Here is a 15,623-nt window from a genome sequence, read left to right on the forward strand (position 1 = left end):
GGTCCGGTCGCGGCATCTCCACCGCTTCGCTCGTCGCGACTGAAGTCGCTCCCACAAGGGACTTGTGGCCTGCTCGCCGGGTGCACTGTGGGAGGGACTTCAGTCCCGACGCGGTTCGGTCGCGCATCTCCACCGCTTCGCTCGTCGCGACTGAAGTCGCTCCCACAAGGATTCGTGGCCTGCTCGCTGGGTGCACTGGGGGAGAGACTTCAGTCCCCACGCGGTTCGGTCGCGGCACCTCCAATGCTTTGCTCGTCGCGACCGAAGTCGCTCCAGACCCACCGGACGAAGACCCTCAGATCCTGTCAATTCGACAATCCCTCATCGCCGCTCTCACAGCGGCAGCAGCCAACCCGCCGATGCTGCGACTCTGCGACCGTCAGGGAATCACCCGCTGCGCGCGCAGCCGCGCGAACAGTTCCAGGAATGACGCGCGGCTGTCGTAGTAGCCGAGGAAGCCGAGATCGCGGCTCTTGGTCATATCGTTGACGCACTCGATCTCGCGGCCGAGGTCGGCATCGGTATGCCACCACGACGCCAGCTGATTCACGTCCGCCTGCACCAGTGCGTGCCGCTCGGCGATCTGGCGCCATTGTGCCGGCGCGCTGTCCTTCAGGCGCGGCTCCAGCGGCATCGGCGCATCCGGATACGGCGCCGCCTCCAGGCCGAAGAACGCAGCGATCTCGCCCCACATCCAGCGCCAGCGGAACACGTCGCCGTTGACCGTGTTGAACGCCTGGTTGCGCGCGGCCGGGCTGGTCGCGGCCCAGGCCAGTTGGCGGCCGAGCAGCCCGGCGTCGGTGAGGTCGGTGAGGCTGTCCCACTGCGCGCGCGAGCCGGGGAACACGAACGGCTGCCCGCTGTGCTTGCACAGCGTCGCGTACACCGCCAGGGTCACGCCCATGTTCATCGCATTGCTGCCGTTGGCCTGGCCGATCATGGTGTGCGAGCGGTGCACGCTCCAGCCGAAATCGTGGCGCGCGGCGGCGTCGAACAGCAGGTCTTCCAGCGTGTAGTAGAAGTTCTCGCCGGGCTGGCGCGGCTCGCTCTCGCGGAACGGCGTCTCCGCCTTGCCGCTGCCGTAGTGTTCGAACGAACCCAGGTAATGCTTGGTGCCGGTGACCAGCGCCATGTGCTGCAGCGTGGTGCCGTCCAGGCCTTCGCACAGATGGCGCAGCATCGCGCCGTTGGCGGCGACGTTTTCCTTCTCGGTGGCGCGCCGCGTCCAGGTGCAGAAGAACACGTGGGTGATCGGCAGCCCGCGCAGCGCGGCCATGGTCGCCTCGCGGCCGAGCAGGTCGGCGGCGACCGCGATCACGCCTTCCTGCGGGACCGGGCGGCGCGCCAGGCCATAGACGGTCCAGCCTTCCGCGACCAGGACCCTGGCCAGGTTGTAGCCGGAAATGCCGGTGACCCCGACCACCAGTGCGGTGCCCTTGCGCATGCGCGGATCCTCATCAGCCAAACCAGCACGCTAGCCAGACCCCGATGAACATGCGGCGAAAGCGGCCGTGCGCTACACGTGACGACGCGAGGCGCGTGCGGCGAATTCCTACGCGGCCTGCAGGACTTGGCCGATAGCGCGCATCGGCACGGTGCGAGAGCCTGTCGATGCAGCCAGCGCGATGACGATGACCACGAAAAACCGCGACAGCTAGCGGCGGCCCCGGGTCGTCTGCTGACCTTGATGTCGCCCGACGCGGTCGCCGTCGTCCGGCGCGATGGCTGCGGCCACCCGTGCATCTTCACTCGTCCATGCCAAGGAGGCGATCGCATGCGGCAATGCTCGGCACCTGCCGACGGCCACGCCGTCCGCGTATCGGCGCCTTCACGCGGCAGCGCGGTCGCGCCGTTCGGCATCGCCGTCGCCGCCGCTCTGGCCGCCGGCGTGCTGGCGACCTTGTGGCTGCCGCGGCTGGCGCCGTGGCCGCTGTCGCTGGCACTGCTGCTGGGCGGCATCGCGCTGTTCGTCGGCCTGCCGCGCTGGCGGTGGCTGGGTGCGTTCGCGGTGGGCTGCGGATGGTTGGGGCTGGTCGCCGGCATGGTGCTGGCGCGGCAACTGCCGGCGAACCTGGAAAAGCGCGTGGCCACGCTGAGCGGGCAGGTGGTGGAGTTGCCGCAGGCAGAGGTACGGCGCACGCGATTCCTGTTCCGGGTGGATGCCGACCCCGCGCAGCCGGCGCCGTTGCGCGGGCGCCTGCTGCAACTGGCCTGGTACGACGATTTCGGCGCGCAGGCGCCAGGTCCGCGTACCGCGCTGCATGCCGGCGCGCGCTGGCGCCTGAGCGTGCGCCTGCGCGCGCCGCGCGGGCTCAGCAACCCCGGCGGCTTCGACGCCGAGGCGTATGCGCTGGCGCAGCGGATCAGCGCCACCGGCTACGTGGCGGCGCCGCGCGAGGCCACCGAACTGGCGCCCGGGCGCGGCATCGATGCCTGGCGCGAGCGCGTGTCGGCGCGGATCGCGGCCGCGGTGCCGCGGGCCTCGGCGCGTTATGTGCAGGCGCTGGCGCTCGGCGATACGCGGATGCTGGACGACCGCGACTGGCGCATCCTGCGCGCCGCCGGCCTGACCCATCTGATTGCGATCTCCGGTTTCCATGTCGGCCTGGTCGCCGGTGCGTTCGCGCTGCTCGGCGGCGGCCTGTGGCGGCTGTGGCCGCGGCTTGGACGGCATTGGCCGCGACGCCAGGCGGCGGCGTTGCTGGCGGTGCTCGGCGCCGGCGGCTACACCGCCCTTTCGGGAATGGCGCTGCCGACCGTGCGCACCTTGCTGATGATCGCGGTGGTGGTGGTCGCGCGCCTGTGGCGGCGACCGGTGCGGGTGGTCGATGGCCTGGCGCTGGCGGCGATCGTCATGCTGGTCTTCGACCCGCTGGCGGTGCTGTCGGCGGGTTTCTGGCTGAGCTTCCTCGGCGTGGCCTGGCTGGCCTGGTGCATGCCGGTCGCCGGCGCCGGCTGGCGCGACAAGCTGCGCGAGTTCCTGTCGGCGCAGGGCGTGGCCACGCTGGGGCTGCTGCCGCTGAGCACGATGCTGTTCGGGCAGGCCTCGGCGGCCGGGCCGCTCGCCAATCTGCTGGCGATTCCCTGGTGGAGCCTGGTGGTGGTGCCGCTGGCGCTGCTTGGCACGGCGCTGGAAGCGCTGCACGCCGGTGCCGGCAGTTGGGCATGGCGCGCGGCGGCGGCGTGCTTCGACCTGTCCTGGCCGCTGTTCAGCGCGCTGGGCGAAAGCCGCTTCGCGCTGTGGTGGTTGCCCGAGGCGCGCGACTGGGCGCTGCCGCTGGCGCTGCTGGGCGCGTTCTGGTTGTTGCTGCCGCGCGCGGTCCCGGGCAAGCCGCTGGCGGCCTTGCTGTGGTTGCCGCTGTTCTGGCCGCCGCTGGAGCGGCCGGCGCCGGGCGAGGTGGAACTGGTGATGATCGACGTCGGCCAGGGCCTGTCTGTGCTGGTGCGCACCGCGCGGCACCAGTTGCTGTACGACGCCGGGCCGGCGATCAAGGACGGCTACGACGCCGGCGAGCGCGCGGTGGTGCCGGCGCTGCATGCGCTCGGCGTGGCGCGGCTGGACCGCGCGGTGATCAGCCATGGCGACAACGACCACGCCGGCGGCTTCGATGCGGTCCGCGCAGCGCTGCCGGTCGCCCTGGCCGAGGCACCGGCCGGCGCACCGGTGCGGGTGGACCGCCCGTGCCTGGCCGGGACGGCCTGGGAGTGGGACGGGGTGCGCTTCCGCTTCCTGCATCCCACGCCCGGGTTTCCCTACCTCGGCAACGAGTCGAGCTGCGTGCTGCGGGTGGAAAGCGCGCACGGCGCGATGCTGCTGACCGGCGACATCGGCGAGGTCGTCGAGAGTCGCCTGCTGCGCCAGAGGCCGCAGGACCTGCGCGCCGAGGTGGTGCTGGCGCCGCATCACGGCAGCGCGCATTCCTCGCAGCCGGCCTTCGTCGCCGCCACCGGCGCGCGGCTGGCGCTGGTCTCGGCCGGCGACGGCAACCGCTTCGGCCATCCGCGGCCGGCGGTGGTGGCGCGCTGGCAGGCGTCCGGCGCCGAAGTCGCGACTACCCCGCAGGGCGGCGCGCTGCGCGTGTGGCTGGGGCAGGCGGGGCTGCAGCTGCGCGAACGGCGGCCGTGGCGGGCGCGGCTGTGGGATGCCGCGGAGCGGGCGCGGGCGGCTGCTATCCTATCGGCCAGTGAACGAACGGCCGAACGTGCCGGAGGGTTGCGACGTGTGGGAACTGGTCAAGGCCGGTGGCTGGCCGATGGTGCCGTTGCTGCTGTTGGGCGTGGTCGCGCTGGCGATCGTCCTGGAGCGGTTCTGGAGCCTGCGCCGTAGCGAAGTGCTGCCGCCGGGGCTGGGCCAGGAAGTGCGCAACTGGGCCACGCGCGGCAAGCTGGACCAGACCCACATCGAGTCGCTGCGGCACAACTCGCCGCTGGGCGCGCTGCTCGCCGCGGGGCTGGACGTGCGCAACCGCCCGCGCGAGATCGTCCGCGAGCGGATCGAGGACACCGGCCGCCACGTCGTGCATCGCATGGAGCGGTTCCTGAACGCGTTGGGCACGGTGGCCTCGGCCGGGCCGCTGCTCGGCCTGCTCGGCACCGTGGTCGGCATGATCCAGATGTTCCTGGGCATCCTCGACCACGGCGTCGGCGACGTGAACCAGCTCGCCGGCGGCATCGGCAAGGCGCTGGTATGCACCGCCACCGGCATGATCATCGCGGTGCCGGCGCTGGTGTTCCACCGCTATTTCAAGGGCCGCATCGCCGGCTACGTCATCGAGATGGAGCAGGAAGCCACCGCGCTGAGCGATGTCCTCGACGGTCACGGCCGCCCTGGCGCGCCGGCACCGGGCACGCCGCGCTCGGCCTCGCGTCCAGGCGCCGCTGCGCCGGCCAAGGGCTGAGCCGGTGCGGATCCGCGACGACCGCGGCCAGGACGAGCCGCAGATCGACCTGGTGCCCCTGATCGACGTCATCCTTGTCCTGATCATCTTCTTCGTTGTGACCACCACCTTCGACGCCCGTTCCACCTTGCAATTGCAGCTGCCCAACGCCAGCGATCAGCACAACCCGGCGCCGCCGCGCGCGCTGAGCGTGCTGGTCAATGCCGACGGGCACTATTTCATCAACGACCAGGAAGTGCTGCGCACCGACGTGGAGTCGGTCAAGCGCAGCATCGCCCAGGTCGCCGGCGACGACCGCGAGCAGCCGGTGCTGCTGCGGGCCGATGCGCGCACCCCCTACCAGGCCGTGGTCACCGCGCAGGACGCGCTGGGCCAGCTCGGTTTCCGCCGCATCGCCATCGCCACCGCGCCGGAAGTCAAACCGTGAGCGGCAAGATGACCCCGGTCTGGCCGATCTACCGTCGGCTGCTCGGCTATACCCGCGCCTATTGGGTGATGCTGACCGCGGCGGTGGTGGCGATGGTGGTCGAGGCCACCGCCGGCTACTTCTTCACCCGGCTGATGGATCCGCTGGTCAACCGCGGCTTCGTCAATCCCGAGGCACGCATGGCGGTGCTGCTGCCGCTGGCGATCCTGGGCCTGTTCCTGATGCGCAGCGTCGCCACCTTCGTCGGCGACTACTGCATGGCGCGCACCGGGCGCAGCGTGGTGCGCGACCTGCGCGAGCAGGTGCTGGCCAAGTACCTGCACCTGCCGTCCTCGCACTTCGACGTGGAGGCCACGCCGGTGATGGTCAGCCGGCTGAACTTCGATACCGAACAGGTCACCCAGGCCGCCTCCGATGCACTGAAGACGCTGGTGGCCGATACCCTGACCATCGTCGGCATGCTGGTGGTGATGCTGCAGATGAGCGTCAAGGTGACCCTGGCGCTGCTGGTGGTGGCGCCGCTGATCGGGGTCATCGTGTCCTACGTCGGCAAGCGCTACCGCAAGATCAGCCGCGGCATCCAGGACGGCATGGGCTCGATGGCGCAACGCGCCGAGCAGTCGCTGGGGGCACAGCAGGAAGTGAAGGTGCACGGCACCCAGGCCCTGGAAATCAGCCACTACGCGGCGCTGGCCAACCGCATGTTGGGCCTGAACATGAAGGTCGAGACCACCCGCGCGCTGGCCTCGAGCATGGTCCAGTTCCTGGCCGCGGTGGCGCTGGCGGCGATCGTCTGGGTCTCCACCCGCGAGGCGCTGGCCGGGCGCCTGAACCCGGGCCAGTTCATTGCGCTGATGACCTCGATGATGGCGATCATCCCGTCGCTGCGCCGGCTGACCAGCGTGCAGACCTCGATCTCGCGCGGTGTGGCCGCGGCCGAGCGGCTGTTCTCGATCCTGGACACGCCGGAGGAGCGCGACAGCGGCAGCGTATCGGTGCAGCGCGTGCGCGGCGAACTGGAATTCGACCGGGTGATGCTGCGCTACCGCGACGACGCCGGGCTGGCGCTGGACGACATCAGCTTCAGCGCCAGGCCAGGCACGGTCACCGCCATCGTCGGCCGCTCCGGCAGCGGCAAGACCAGCCTGGTGCGGCTGGTGCCGCGCTTCTACGAGCCCAGCGGCGGCCGCATCACCCTGGACGGGGTGCCGCTGCACGACTACCGCCTGCACGACCTGCGCCGGCAGATCGCGCTGGTCGGGCAGCGGGTGATGCTGTTCGACGACACCATCGCCGCCAACATCGCCTACGGCACCGAGGCCAGCGACGCGCAGATCCGTGCCGCGGCCGAGGCCGCCAACGCCTGGGAGTTCATCGAGCGCCTGCCGTTGCAGCTGCGCACCCCGGTCGGCGAGAACGGCGCGCTGCTGTCCGGCGGCCAGCGCCAGCGCCTGGCGATCGCCCGCGCGATCCTGCGCGACGCGCCGATCCTGATCCTCGACGAAGCCACCGCCGCGCTGGACAACGAGTCCGAGCGGCTGGTGCAGGACGCGCTGCATCGGCTGATGCCCGAGCGCACCACGCTGGTCATCGCGCACCGCCTGTCCACCATCGAGCACGCCGACCAGGTGCTGGTGATGGACCACGGCCGCATCGTCGAGCGCGGCACCCACCACGCGCTGCTCGCCCAGGGCGGCCTGTACGCCCACCTGCACAGCATGCAGTTCCGCGAAAGGCAGGCCTGATGAGCGGTCGTGGTCCCCACACGCCCGGCTATTGGTACGGCCAGGGCACGCCGCCGCTGTACGCGCGCCTGCTGACCCCGGTGTACGCGGCGGCGATCGGCCTGCGCCGCGCGCTGTACCGGCGCGGCTGGCGCAAGCGCTACAGCGTCGCGGTGCCGGTGGTCGTGGTCGGCAACCTCACCGCCGGCGGTACCGGCAAGACCCCGCTGACCATCGCCCTGGTGCGCAAGCTGCAGGAGGCCGGCTGGAAGCCCGGCGTCGCCAGCCGCGGCTACGGCCGCAGCCAGGACCAGGTCGCGCGCTGGATCGAGCCGGGCACCACGCCCGAGCTGGGCGGCGACGAGCCGGTGCTGATCGCGCACAAGACCGGCGCGCCGGTGCGGGTGGACCGCGACCGCGTCGCAGCGGCGCGTGCGCTGCTGCAGGCCGGCTGCGACATCGTGGTCTGCGACGACGGCCTGCAGCACTACCGGCTGCAGCGCGACATCGAGATCGAAGTGGTCGACGGCCACCGCCGCTACGGCAACGGCCGCCTGCTGCCGGCCGGGCCGCTGCGCGAGCCGGTGGCGCGCGGCCGCGAATGCGACTTCCGGGTCATCAACCTGGGCCAGGCCAGCGATGCCGGCGAGGTCCAGGCCGGCTTCGGCGAGTGGGCGATGCGCCTGCGCATCGACAGCGCGCAACCGCTGCAGGGCGGCCGCGCGCGGCCCCTGCGCAGCTTCGCCGGGCAGCGCGTGCACGCTGTCGCCGGCATCGCCCATCCGCAGCGCTTCTTCGACATGCTGCGCGCGCACGGCATCGGCGTGGTGCCGCATGCGTTTCCCGACCACCACCGCTACCGCGCCGCCGACCTGTCGTTCGGCAGCGAACTGCCGGTGCTGATGACCGAGAAGGACGCGGTCAAGTGCGCGGCCCTGGTCGACGACTGGTGCTTCAGCGTGCCGCTGGTGGCGGAGTTGCCGGCCGCGTTCTGGATCGGCCTGCTCGACCGGCTGGACAAGCTGCGCGGGCGCAGCGGCGACGCCAGCGAATAGCGGCGCGTGCGCTCGTGCCGTCGCACGGGCTTGGCATCGAGTGAAGCAGGTGGAGCGTGCGCACAGGGCGCATCCGTGACGTTTGCAGCGCCGAAGATGGCAGCGCCGAATCCTGTGGGAGCGATTTCAGTCGCGACAGGGCGTTACCGGCAAAGCCCGTCGCGACTGAAGTCGCTCCCACAAGGTCCTGCGCCGGCTGAAGTGCCGCCGTCGAAAAACACCGTCCGGCACGGGAAGCGTTGCGTGCGCTGCTGCTCCCACGGCAGGCCTGCCATAGCCGTTGCAGACGCTTTCGCGCACGGGAGCGTGTGCAGAGCTGCGATCGGCAGGGCCTATAGAATGGCAGGGAAGGCGACTGCGACTGCCCCGCGCTCGGCGGCCGCTGACGTGCCTCGCTGCAGCGAACGCCGCCGCCGCCGCGCCTTGGCGAAAATGCGTTGCCCCCGAATCGACAACGGAGAAGATCATCCATGTTTGGCTTCCGCGAATTCCAGCATTCCGCCGCTGCCGGCGCGCGCCGCGCATGAGCGCCGAACGCGATCTGACCCCGCCGCCGTTCGTGGTCGCCATCCCGGCGCGCTACGCCGCCTCGCGCCTGCCGGGCAAGCCGCTGCGCGCGCTCGGCGGCGAACCGCTGGTCCGGCACGTGGCGCGTCGCGCGCTGGGCGCCGGCGCGCAGCAGGTCTGGGTGGCCGCGGACGATCCGCGCATCGCCGCGGCGGTGGCCGACCTGGAAGGGGTGCACGTTGCGCTGACGTCCGCGGCGCACGCCTCCGGCACCGACCGCCTGGCCGAATGCGCCGACATCGCCGGCTGGGACGACGCCACCGTGGTGGTCAACCTGCAGGGCGACGAGCCGTTCGCGCCGGCCGCGGGAATCGTCGCGGTGGCGCAGGCGCTGGCCGCCAGCGGCGCGGAGATGGCGACGCTGGGCACGCCGGTCGAGTCGGCAGAGAGCCTGTTCGACCCGAACGTGGTCAAGCTGGTGCGCAGCGCGCGCGGCGATGCGCTGTATTTCAGCCGCGCGCCGATCCCGTGGCACCGCGACGCGTTCGCCGCCTCGCGCGAACGCCTGCCGCCGGGTCCGTGGCTGCGCCACATCGGCATCTACGCCTACCGCGCCGGGTTCCTGCGCCGGTTCGCGGCGATGCCGCCGGGCGGGCTGGAACAGGTGGAGGCGCTGGAGCAGTTGCGGGTGCTGGAAGCCGGCTTCCGCATCGCGGTGGCGCTGTCGCCGGCGCCGTTCCCGCCCGGGGTCGACACGCCCGAGGACCTGGCCCGCGCCGAGGCGCATCTGCGGAGCCTGGCATGAAGCTGCTGCTGGTGTGCCTGGGCAACATCTGCCGCTCGCCGATGGCCGAAGGCGCGCTGCGCCATCACCTGCAGCGCTCGCCGCTGGCCGGGCGCGTGCAGGTGGATTCGGCCGGCACCGGCGACTGGCACAGCGGCGAGCCGCCGGACCGGCGCGCGATCGCCTGCGCCCGCGGCCACGGGGTGGACATCGCCGGGCTGCGTGCGCGGCAGCTGCAAGACACCGATTTCGCCGGGTTCGACTGGATCCTGTGCGCCGACGCGGCCAACCTGCGCGACGTGCGCCAGCACGCCCCGGCCGCGGCGTGGGAGCGGGTGGCGCTGTGGCTGCCCTGGGCCGGGCTGGAGGGCCGCCGCGAGATCCCCGACCCCTACACCGGCGGCAGCGACCACTTCGAGGACGTCTGGCGCCTGGTAGACGAAGCCGCCGCCGGCAGCGTGGCGCGACTGTCTGTCGACGGCGGCTCCGGCATAATCGGCCGATGAACTCGATCGCCGCCCTGGAACTGCCGCAGCCCGGCACTTGGCTCAATGCCGCGCCGACCACGCTGCGCGAGCAGCAGGGCCGGGCGCTGGTGCTGGCCTTCGTCAACGCCGCCTCGGCGTGGTGCGCGCAGCGCCTGGCCGAGCTCAGCCAGTGGCAGGCGCGCAATCCGGGGCGCCTGCAGCTGATCGTGGTGCAGGTGCCGCGCTTCGACAGCGAGCGCGAGCCGCAGCGGGCGCTGAAGCTGCTGCGCAGCCAGGGCGTGTCGGCGCCGATCCTGCTCGATGCCGACTGGGCCGCCTGGCAGCGTTTCGACGTGCAGGCGTGGCCGACGCTGGTGCTGCTCGACGCCGGCGGCTACGAGCGCGAGCGCCTGGTCGGGATCGGCGGCGCCGACCTGGAGAAGGCGCTCAACGCGCTGTGCGCCGGGCAATCGCTGCCGCTGGACGACGAACTGCGGCAGCCGCGCGAGACCCAGCCCGAGCCGCGCCTGCCGCTGCGCTTCCCGGTCGGCCTGGCGGTCGCCGACGATCGCCTGTACATCGCCGACAGCGGCCACCACCGCATCCTCGAATGCACCACCGGCGGCCGCGTCCTGCGCCAGTTCGGCCTGGGCACCGCCGATTTCATCGACGGCGGCCTCGGCGAGGCGGCGTTCCACCGGCCGCGCGGCCTGGCGCTGGAGCGCGGCGTGCTGTACGTCGCCGACACCGGCAACCACGCGCTGCGCCGGATCAACCTGCTCAACGGCCAGGTCGACACCCTGTGCGGCAACGGCCGTGCCGGCGAGCCTGTGGAAGGACCGGTGCAGCAGGCGCAGCAGGCGCCGCTGAACCACCCGCAGGACGTGGTGGTGGCCGACAACCAGGTGCATATCGCGATGGCCGGCGACAACCGCATCTGGAGCTACGAACTCGGCAACCGCAGCCTGCGCTGGCGCGCCGGCTCGGGCGTGCTGGAACTGCGCGACGGCAGCGGCCACCTGGCCGCGTTCGCGCAGCCGTGCGGCCTGGCCGCGGTGCAGCAGGCGCTGTACGTGTGCGACGCGCTGGGCTCGGCGGTGCGCTCGCTGCAGTTGCGCGGCGACCTGGTGCAGACCCTGCTCGGCGGGCAGGGCCCGTGGGATTTCGGCAACGAGGACGGTCCGCGCAGCCGCGCGCGCCTGCAGTTCCCGCAGGCGATCGCGCTGAGCCCGGACGCGCCGCTGCTGTGGATCGCCGACAGCGGCAACGGCAGCCTGCGCAGCCTGCGCCTGGGCGGCGGCGACCTGTCCACCACTGCCTTGCCGCGGCGCCTGCACGGCCCGGCCGGGCTGGCGGTGACCGCGGGCACGGTGTGGATCGCCGAGACCGACGCCCACGCCGTGCTGCGCTACGACATCGCCAGCGGCGAACTGAGCGACGTGCCGATCAGCGAATGACCGCGTCCTTGCAGCCCCCGTTCGACGGCAAGGCCTTCGCCGCCAACCTCAGCACTGCGCCCGGCGTCTACCGCATGTACGCGGCCGACGACACCTTGCTGTACGTCGGCAAGGCCGGCGCGCTGCGCAAGCGCGTGTCCAGCTATTTCAGCGCCTCGCCGAAGAATGCGCGGACCATGGCGATGCTGGCCCAGGTCGCGCGCATGGACGTGACCGTGACCCGCAGCGAAGGCGAGGCGCTGCTGCTGGAAAACCAGCTGATCAAGTCGCTGTCGCCGCGCTACAACGTGTCGCTGCGCGACGACAAGAGCTACCCCTTCGTGCTGCTGACCCGCGAGGAGTGGCCGCGGATCGCGCTGCACCGGGGCCCGCGCGCGGTGCCCGGGCGCTACTTTGGCCCGTATCCGGGCGTGACCGCGGTGCGCGAGACGCTGAACCTGATGCACAAGCTGTTCAAGCTGCGCAGCTGCGAGGACAGCGTGTTCCGCAACCGCTCGCGGCCGTGCCTGCAATACCAGATCGGCCGCTGCAGTGCGCCGTGCGTGGCGCTGGTGCCGGCCGACGATTACGCCGAGTCGGTGCGCCGCGCGAGCATGTTCCTGGACGGACGCAGCGACCAGCTCGGCGAGGAACTGGTGCAGGCGATGCAGGCCGCCAGCGAACAGCTGGAGTTCGAGCGCGCCGCGCGCCTGCGCGACCTGCTCGGCTCGCTGCGCAGCATGCAGAGCCGGCAGTACGTGGACGGCCGCGCCGCCGACCTGGACGTGCTCGCCTGCGCGATGCAGGGCGCCAACGCCTGCGTGCTGCTGCTGGCGTTCCGCGACGGCCGCAATCTCGGCACCCGCGCGTTCTTCCCCAAGACCAACGGCGAGGACAGCGCCGCCGAAGTGCTCGGCGCGTTCGTGTCGCAGTACTACGCCGAACAGCCGCCGCCGCGCGAGGTGCTGCTGGACCGCGAGATCCCCGATGCCGAGCTGATCGAAGCGGCGCTGGGCTCGGCCGCCGAGCGCAAGGTGCAGTTGAAATGGAACGTTCGCGGCGAGCGCGCCGGCTACCTGGAACTGGCCAGCCGCAACGCGCAGGCGACGCTGGCCACCGAACTGACCAGCCGCAACGCGCAGCACGCGCGCAGCGAGGCGCTGCGCGAGATGCTGGGGCTGGCCGAACCGGTCCGGCGCGCGGAGTGCTTCGACATCAGCCACACCATGGGCGAGGCCACCGTGGCCTCGTGCGTGGTGTTCGACGCCAGCGGCCCGGTGCGCAGCCAGTACCGGCGCTACAACATCAGCGGCATCGAGCCGGGCGACGACTACGCGGCGATGCGTCAGGCGATCGAACGCCGTTTCCGCCGCGCCGCGGAGGGCGACAAGGCCGACGTGGTGCTGCCCGACGTGCTGCTGATCGACGGTGGCGCCGGCCAGCTGGCGCAGGCCAACGCCGCGCTCGCCGACCTGGGCGTGGAAGGCATTCTGGTGATCGGCGTGGCCAAGGGCGCCGAACGCCGCGCCGGCCACGAGACCCTGGTGATGCCGGACGGGCGCGAACTGCGCCCCGGCGCGGCGTCGCCGGCGCTGCAGTTCATTCAGCAGGTACGTGACGAGGCGCACCGTTTCGCCATCACCGGCCATCGCGGGCGGCGCCAGAAAGCGCGCATGACCAGCAAGCTGGAAGACATCCCCGGCATCGGTCCGCGCCGCCGCGCAAGCCTGTTGAAGCATTTCGGCGGGCTGGCCGGGCTCAAGGCCGCCGGCGAAGCGGAGATCGCGCGCGTGGAAGGCATCAACGACGCACTCGCTGCGCGAATCTACGCTAACCTGCACGGACTGCCGGTGCCCGATCCGGCAGGCGAGTAGAGCAGCGCAATGAAGTTGACCATCCCCACCTGGCTGACGCTGCTGCGGATCGTGATGATTCCGGTGCTGGTGCTGGTGTTCTACCTCCCGTACACGTGGACGAACTTCGCCTCGGCGGCGATCTTCGGCCTGGCCGCGTTCACCGACTGGCTGGACGGCTGGGTGGCGCGGCGCTACCACCAGTATTCCGCGTTCGGCGCGTTCCTGGACCCGGTGGCCGACAAGCTGATGGTCGCGGTGGCGCTGTTCCTGATCGTGCAGGGCCACCCGACGCCGTGGATGGCGTTCTGGGCGGCGGTGATCGTGGGCCGCGAGATCGCGGTGTCGGCGCTGCGCGAGTGGATGGCCGAGATCGGCCAGCGCGCCAAGGTGCGGGTGGCGATGATCGGCAAGGTCAAGACCACCGCGCAGATGGTCGCGCTGCTGTGCCTGCTGTACTCGGTGATGCCCGACGGCTCGCCGCCGGAGAGCGTGTGGATGGGGCGGTTCATCTTCCGCATCGGCGACTGGACGCTGGCGATCGCCTCGATCCTGACCCTGTTGTCCGGCATCCAGTACCTGCATGCGGCCTGGCCGAGCCTGCGCGCCGACGAGCGCGCCGCGGTGGCGGACAAGAATGCGAAGAAAATCGAAGGCAACGGTTGACAGCCTGCCGGTTCCCGGTAAAATTCGCGGCCTCAAGCGGGAATAGCTCAGTTGGTAGAGCGCAACCTTGCCAAGGTTGAGGTCGCGAGTTCGAGTCTCGTTTCCCGCTCCAGACGGTTTCGCAGGCATACAGCGGATACCTACAGAACGATGAAATCAGGACCTTCGGGTCCTTTTTTCATTTTGGCGCAGTGCGATGCGTTCGCTAGGGCGCCACTGCGGAGATCGGCGCTATGCCGTATCGGGCATGTCGCGTCGGCCGGCGGCGCTTCGCCGGCGCAGGCGTTCCGCTACGGCATCGACGCCGCCGTCGAGTCGATACGCCGCACCGGCACGGCTTCCCGCAGTTGCCGGAAATGGTCCAGTCCACCCGATTGCTGCACGTCGCCGAGCACATAGCAGGAGGCGAGGTGGTGGGTGCCACCGGCACGACGAAGAAGAGCGCATCCCACGGCGTGGACGTTGTTCGACGGGCAAGCTTGTCCCGCTGCGTGCGTTCACCGCGCCCAGATCGGCGATGAATTTGCAGCGTTAGCCAGGGTTGTGAGCGTCGGCCACCGACGCTGGCGATGCTGGCCCGCACGCGCGCTGGCATCGCGACTGGGATGGCTGTTCCGAAGCCGCGCAGTGTCGACCGCGCGCGCCGCGATCTGCGCTAGGTTCGGCCAGGGGCATTGCATCGCGTGCAGACTGGCGGAGGCGGAGGCGGCGGCGTTGCGGTCGCAGCGACCGGCACGAGCAAGACACGACAGGCGTTTGCGTCGGGACCGAAGCGGTCGCGGCGCCGAGCGCATGCGCGGATGCCGGTCGCCCTCGACGCACATCCATCCACCACTGCAGGAGCCACCATGAACTTCGAGATCGCGACCTGGTACGACACATGGAACGGCACGGGTGCCGACAATCTTGCGCAGGGCAAGGTGCCGCTCGGATATGCCAGCCGCTACAACCTGGCCTTCGGCATCTTCGTCGAGTCCGGCAACGGCTATACCGTGGACCTCAATGCGCAATTCGCTGCGCAGAATCTCGCCCAGATCAAGGCGCAGGCGCCCGGCGCGCTGATCTATGCCGGGGTCGGCGACACCGGCTTGGTGGCGACGGTGACGGACAATCGCGACAACGCCAATCGCTCCACCGCCAACATCGTGGCCTATCTGCAGCAGAAAGGCCTCAACGGCATCAGCATCGATTCCGAAGGCGACGGCATGTCCTCGGTCGTGGAGCTGGTGACGCAGCTCAGCCCGAGCTTCAAGGCGGCCGGACTCGGCATCGCGGTGTCGGTGCCGTGGCCCGCAGGTGGCCCTGTCGCCCTTTACGGCGACGGCGCGGTGGCGGCGTTCAACCAGTACGTGGATGCCGCCGAGTTGCAGGACTATTCGTCCTCCGGCACGCCGCAGGATGCGCAGGCGTGGATCCAGGCCGGGGTGCGCGCCGACATCCTGATGGGCGGAGTGGCCACCGAGAACGGCAACGTGCAGACCTCGCTCGAAGACACCGCGGCCTGGACCAACTACGCGCTGCAGAACGGCTTGCGCGGCATGTTCAGCTGGAGGCTCGACAACGACCACGGGCAGGACGGCCAGGAAGAAGACGTGGATCCGACCTTCACCGGCGCCAAGACCATCTACGACACGGTGTACGCGGCAGGCGGCGGCGCGGCGGCCGGTTAGCCGCCGACGTCGCAGGCGGCGCGAGCGCGCAGCGCCCGGGTATCCCGTCGCCGCGGACGCGTTACGGCGCGTTCGCCGCGCCTCGGACAACGCCGGCGATGGGGCCGGCGCGCGTCACGGCGATGATCGCGGCGTG

Annotated in this window: 12 protein-coding genes and 1 tRNA gene; 12 read left to right on the plus strand and 1 reads right to left on the minus strand. The window is 71.2% G+C overall.

All coding sequences use genetic code 11. The annotated features are described in order from the left end of the window. Positions 1–379: 379 nt before the first annotated feature. Positions 380–1,444: an SDR family oxidoreductase gene (locus VDQ83_RS05475; protein WP_455434149.1), complete on the minus strand. Its 1,065-nt coding sequence runs from the start codon at positions 1,442–1,444 to the stop codon at positions 380–382. A gap of 330 nt (positions 1,445–1,774) precedes the next feature. Between VDQ83_RS05475 and VDQ83_RS05480 the strand changes: the two genes are divergently transcribed. The 12 genes from VDQ83_RS05480 to VDQ83_RS05535 all read left to right on the plus strand — a co-directional run bounded on the left by VDQ83_RS05480 (position 1,775) and on the right by VDQ83_RS05535 (position 15,487). Next, positions 1,775–4,327: a DNA internalization-related competence protein ComEC/Rec2 gene (locus VDQ83_RS05480; RefSeq protein ID WP_455434150.1), complete on the plus strand. Its 2,553-nt coding sequence runs from the start codon at positions 1,775–1,777 to the stop codon at positions 4,325–4,327. Next, entirely contained in the window at positions 4,221–4,898 is a 678-nt protein-coding gene (locus tag VDQ83_RS05485; protein WP_309916206.1) for a MotA/TolQ/ExbB proton channel family protein, read from the plus strand. The genes VDQ83_RS05480 and VDQ83_RS05485 overlap by 107 nt, the downstream gene beginning before the upstream one ends. 4 nt (positions 4,899–4,902) lie before the next feature. Continuing rightward, complete coding sequence (locus VDQ83_RS05490) at positions 4,903–5,325, plus strand: ExbD/TolR family protein (protein ID WP_263398019.1); 423 nt, start codon at positions 4,903–4,905, stop codon at positions 5,323–5,325. An 8-nt stretch (positions 5,326–5,333) separates the two neighbouring features. Then, positions 5,334–7,070 carry a lipid A export permease/ATP-binding protein MsbA gene (gene msbA, locus VDQ83_RS05495; protein ID WP_455434283.1) on the plus strand — a complete coding sequence of 579 codons (1,737 nt, stop codon included), beginning with the start codon at positions 5,334–5,336 and terminating at the stop codon, positions 7,068–7,070. Then, positions 7,070–8,104, plus strand: a complete 1,035-nt coding sequence (gene lpxK / locus VDQ83_RS05500; protein WP_455434151.1) for a tetraacyldisaccharide 4'-kinase — start codon at positions 7,070–7,072, stop codon at positions 8,102–8,104. The genes msbA and lpxK overlap by 1 nt, the downstream gene beginning before the upstream one ends. Before the next feature lie 523 nt (positions 8,105–8,627). Further along, complete coding sequence (kdsB, locus tag VDQ83_RS05505; RefSeq protein WP_455434152.1) at positions 8,628–9,416, plus strand: 3-deoxy-manno-octulosonate cytidylyltransferase; 789 nt, start codon at positions 8,628–8,630, stop codon at positions 9,414–9,416. Next, positions 9,413–9,901: a low molecular weight protein-tyrosine-phosphatase gene (locus VDQ83_RS05510; RefSeq protein ID WP_455434153.1), complete on the plus strand. Its 489-nt coding sequence runs from the start codon at positions 9,413–9,415 to the stop codon at positions 9,899–9,901. The genes kdsB and VDQ83_RS05510 overlap by 4 nt, the downstream gene beginning before the upstream one ends. Then, the gene (locus VDQ83_RS05515) at positions 9,898–11,319 is read left to right on the plus strand and encodes a hypothetical protein (RefSeq protein WP_455434154.1); all 1,422 of its coding nucleotides are present in this window, start codon (positions 9,898–9,900) and stop codon (positions 11,317–11,319) included. The genes VDQ83_RS05510 and VDQ83_RS05515 overlap by 4 nt, the downstream gene beginning before the upstream one ends. Beyond that, positions 11,316–13,172, plus strand: a complete 1,857-nt coding sequence (uvrC, locus tag VDQ83_RS05520; protein WP_263398024.1) for an excinuclease ABC subunit UvrC — start codon at positions 11,316–11,318, stop codon at positions 13,170–13,172. The genes VDQ83_RS05515 and uvrC overlap by 4 nt, the downstream gene beginning before the upstream one ends. Positions 13,173–13,181: 9 nt before the next feature. After that, complete coding sequence (gene pgsA, locus VDQ83_RS05525; protein ID WP_309914994.1) at positions 13,182–13,817, plus strand: CDP-diacylglycerol--glycerol-3-phosphate 3-phosphatidyltransferase; 636 nt, start codon at positions 13,182–13,184, stop codon at positions 13,815–13,817. 36 nt (positions 13,818–13,853) lie between these two features. Beyond that, a tRNA-Gly gene (locus tag VDQ83_RS05530) sits at positions 13,854–13,929 on the plus strand. Positions 13,930–14,665: 736 nt separating this feature from the next. Beyond that, positions 14,666–15,487 carry a hypothetical protein gene (locus VDQ83_RS05535; RefSeq protein ID WP_455434155.1) on the plus strand — a complete coding sequence of 274 codons (822 nt, stop codon included), beginning with the start codon at positions 14,666–14,668 and terminating at the stop codon, positions 15,485–15,487. Positions 15,488–15,623: the final 136 nt, after the last annotated feature.

This window comes from Xanthomonas sp. WHRI 7945 (genome assembly GCF_035026585.1).

What these genes read in the sequence shown, in the direction of transcription:
- VDQ83_RS05475 (WP_455434149.1), bottom strand. Translation starts at nt 1,444, where the DNA reads ATGCGCAAGGGCACCGCACTGGTGGTCGGGGTCACCGGCATTTCCGGC.
- VDQ83_RS05480 (WP_455434150.1), top strand. Translation starts at nt 1,775, where the DNA reads ATGCGGCAATGCTCGGCACCTGCCGACGGCCACGCCGTCCGCGTATCG.
- msbA (WP_455434283.1), top strand. Translation starts at nt 5,334, where the DNA reads ATGACCCCGGTCTGGCCGATCTACCGTCGGCTGCTCGGCTATACCCGC.
- lpxK (WP_455434151.1), top strand. Translation starts at nt 7,070, where the DNA reads ATGAGCGGTCGTGGTCCCCACACGCCCGGCTATTGGTACGGCCAGGGC.
- kdsB (WP_455434152.1), top strand. Translation starts at nt 8,628, where the DNA reads ATGAGCGCCGAACGCGATCTGACCCCGCCGCCGTTCGTGGTCGCCATC.
- VDQ83_RS05510 (WP_455434153.1), top strand. Translation starts at nt 9,413, where the DNA reads ATGAAGCTGCTGCTGGTGTGCCTGGGCAACATCTGCCGCTCGCCGATG.
- VDQ83_RS05515 (WP_455434154.1), top strand. Translation starts at nt 9,898, where the DNA reads ATGAACTCGATCGCCGCCCTGGAACTGCCGCAGCCCGGCACTTGGCTC.
- uvrC (WP_263398024.1), top strand. Translation starts at nt 11,316, where the DNA reads ATGACCGCGTCCTTGCAGCCCCCGTTCGACGGCAAGGCCTTCGCCGCC.
- pgsA (WP_309914994.1), top strand. Translation starts at nt 13,182, where the DNA reads ATGAAGTTGACCATCCCCACCTGGCTGACGCTGCTGCGGATCGTGATG.
- VDQ83_RS05535 (WP_455434155.1), top strand. Translation starts at nt 14,666, where the DNA reads ATGAACTTCGAGATCGCGACCTGGTACGACACATGGAACGGCACGGGT.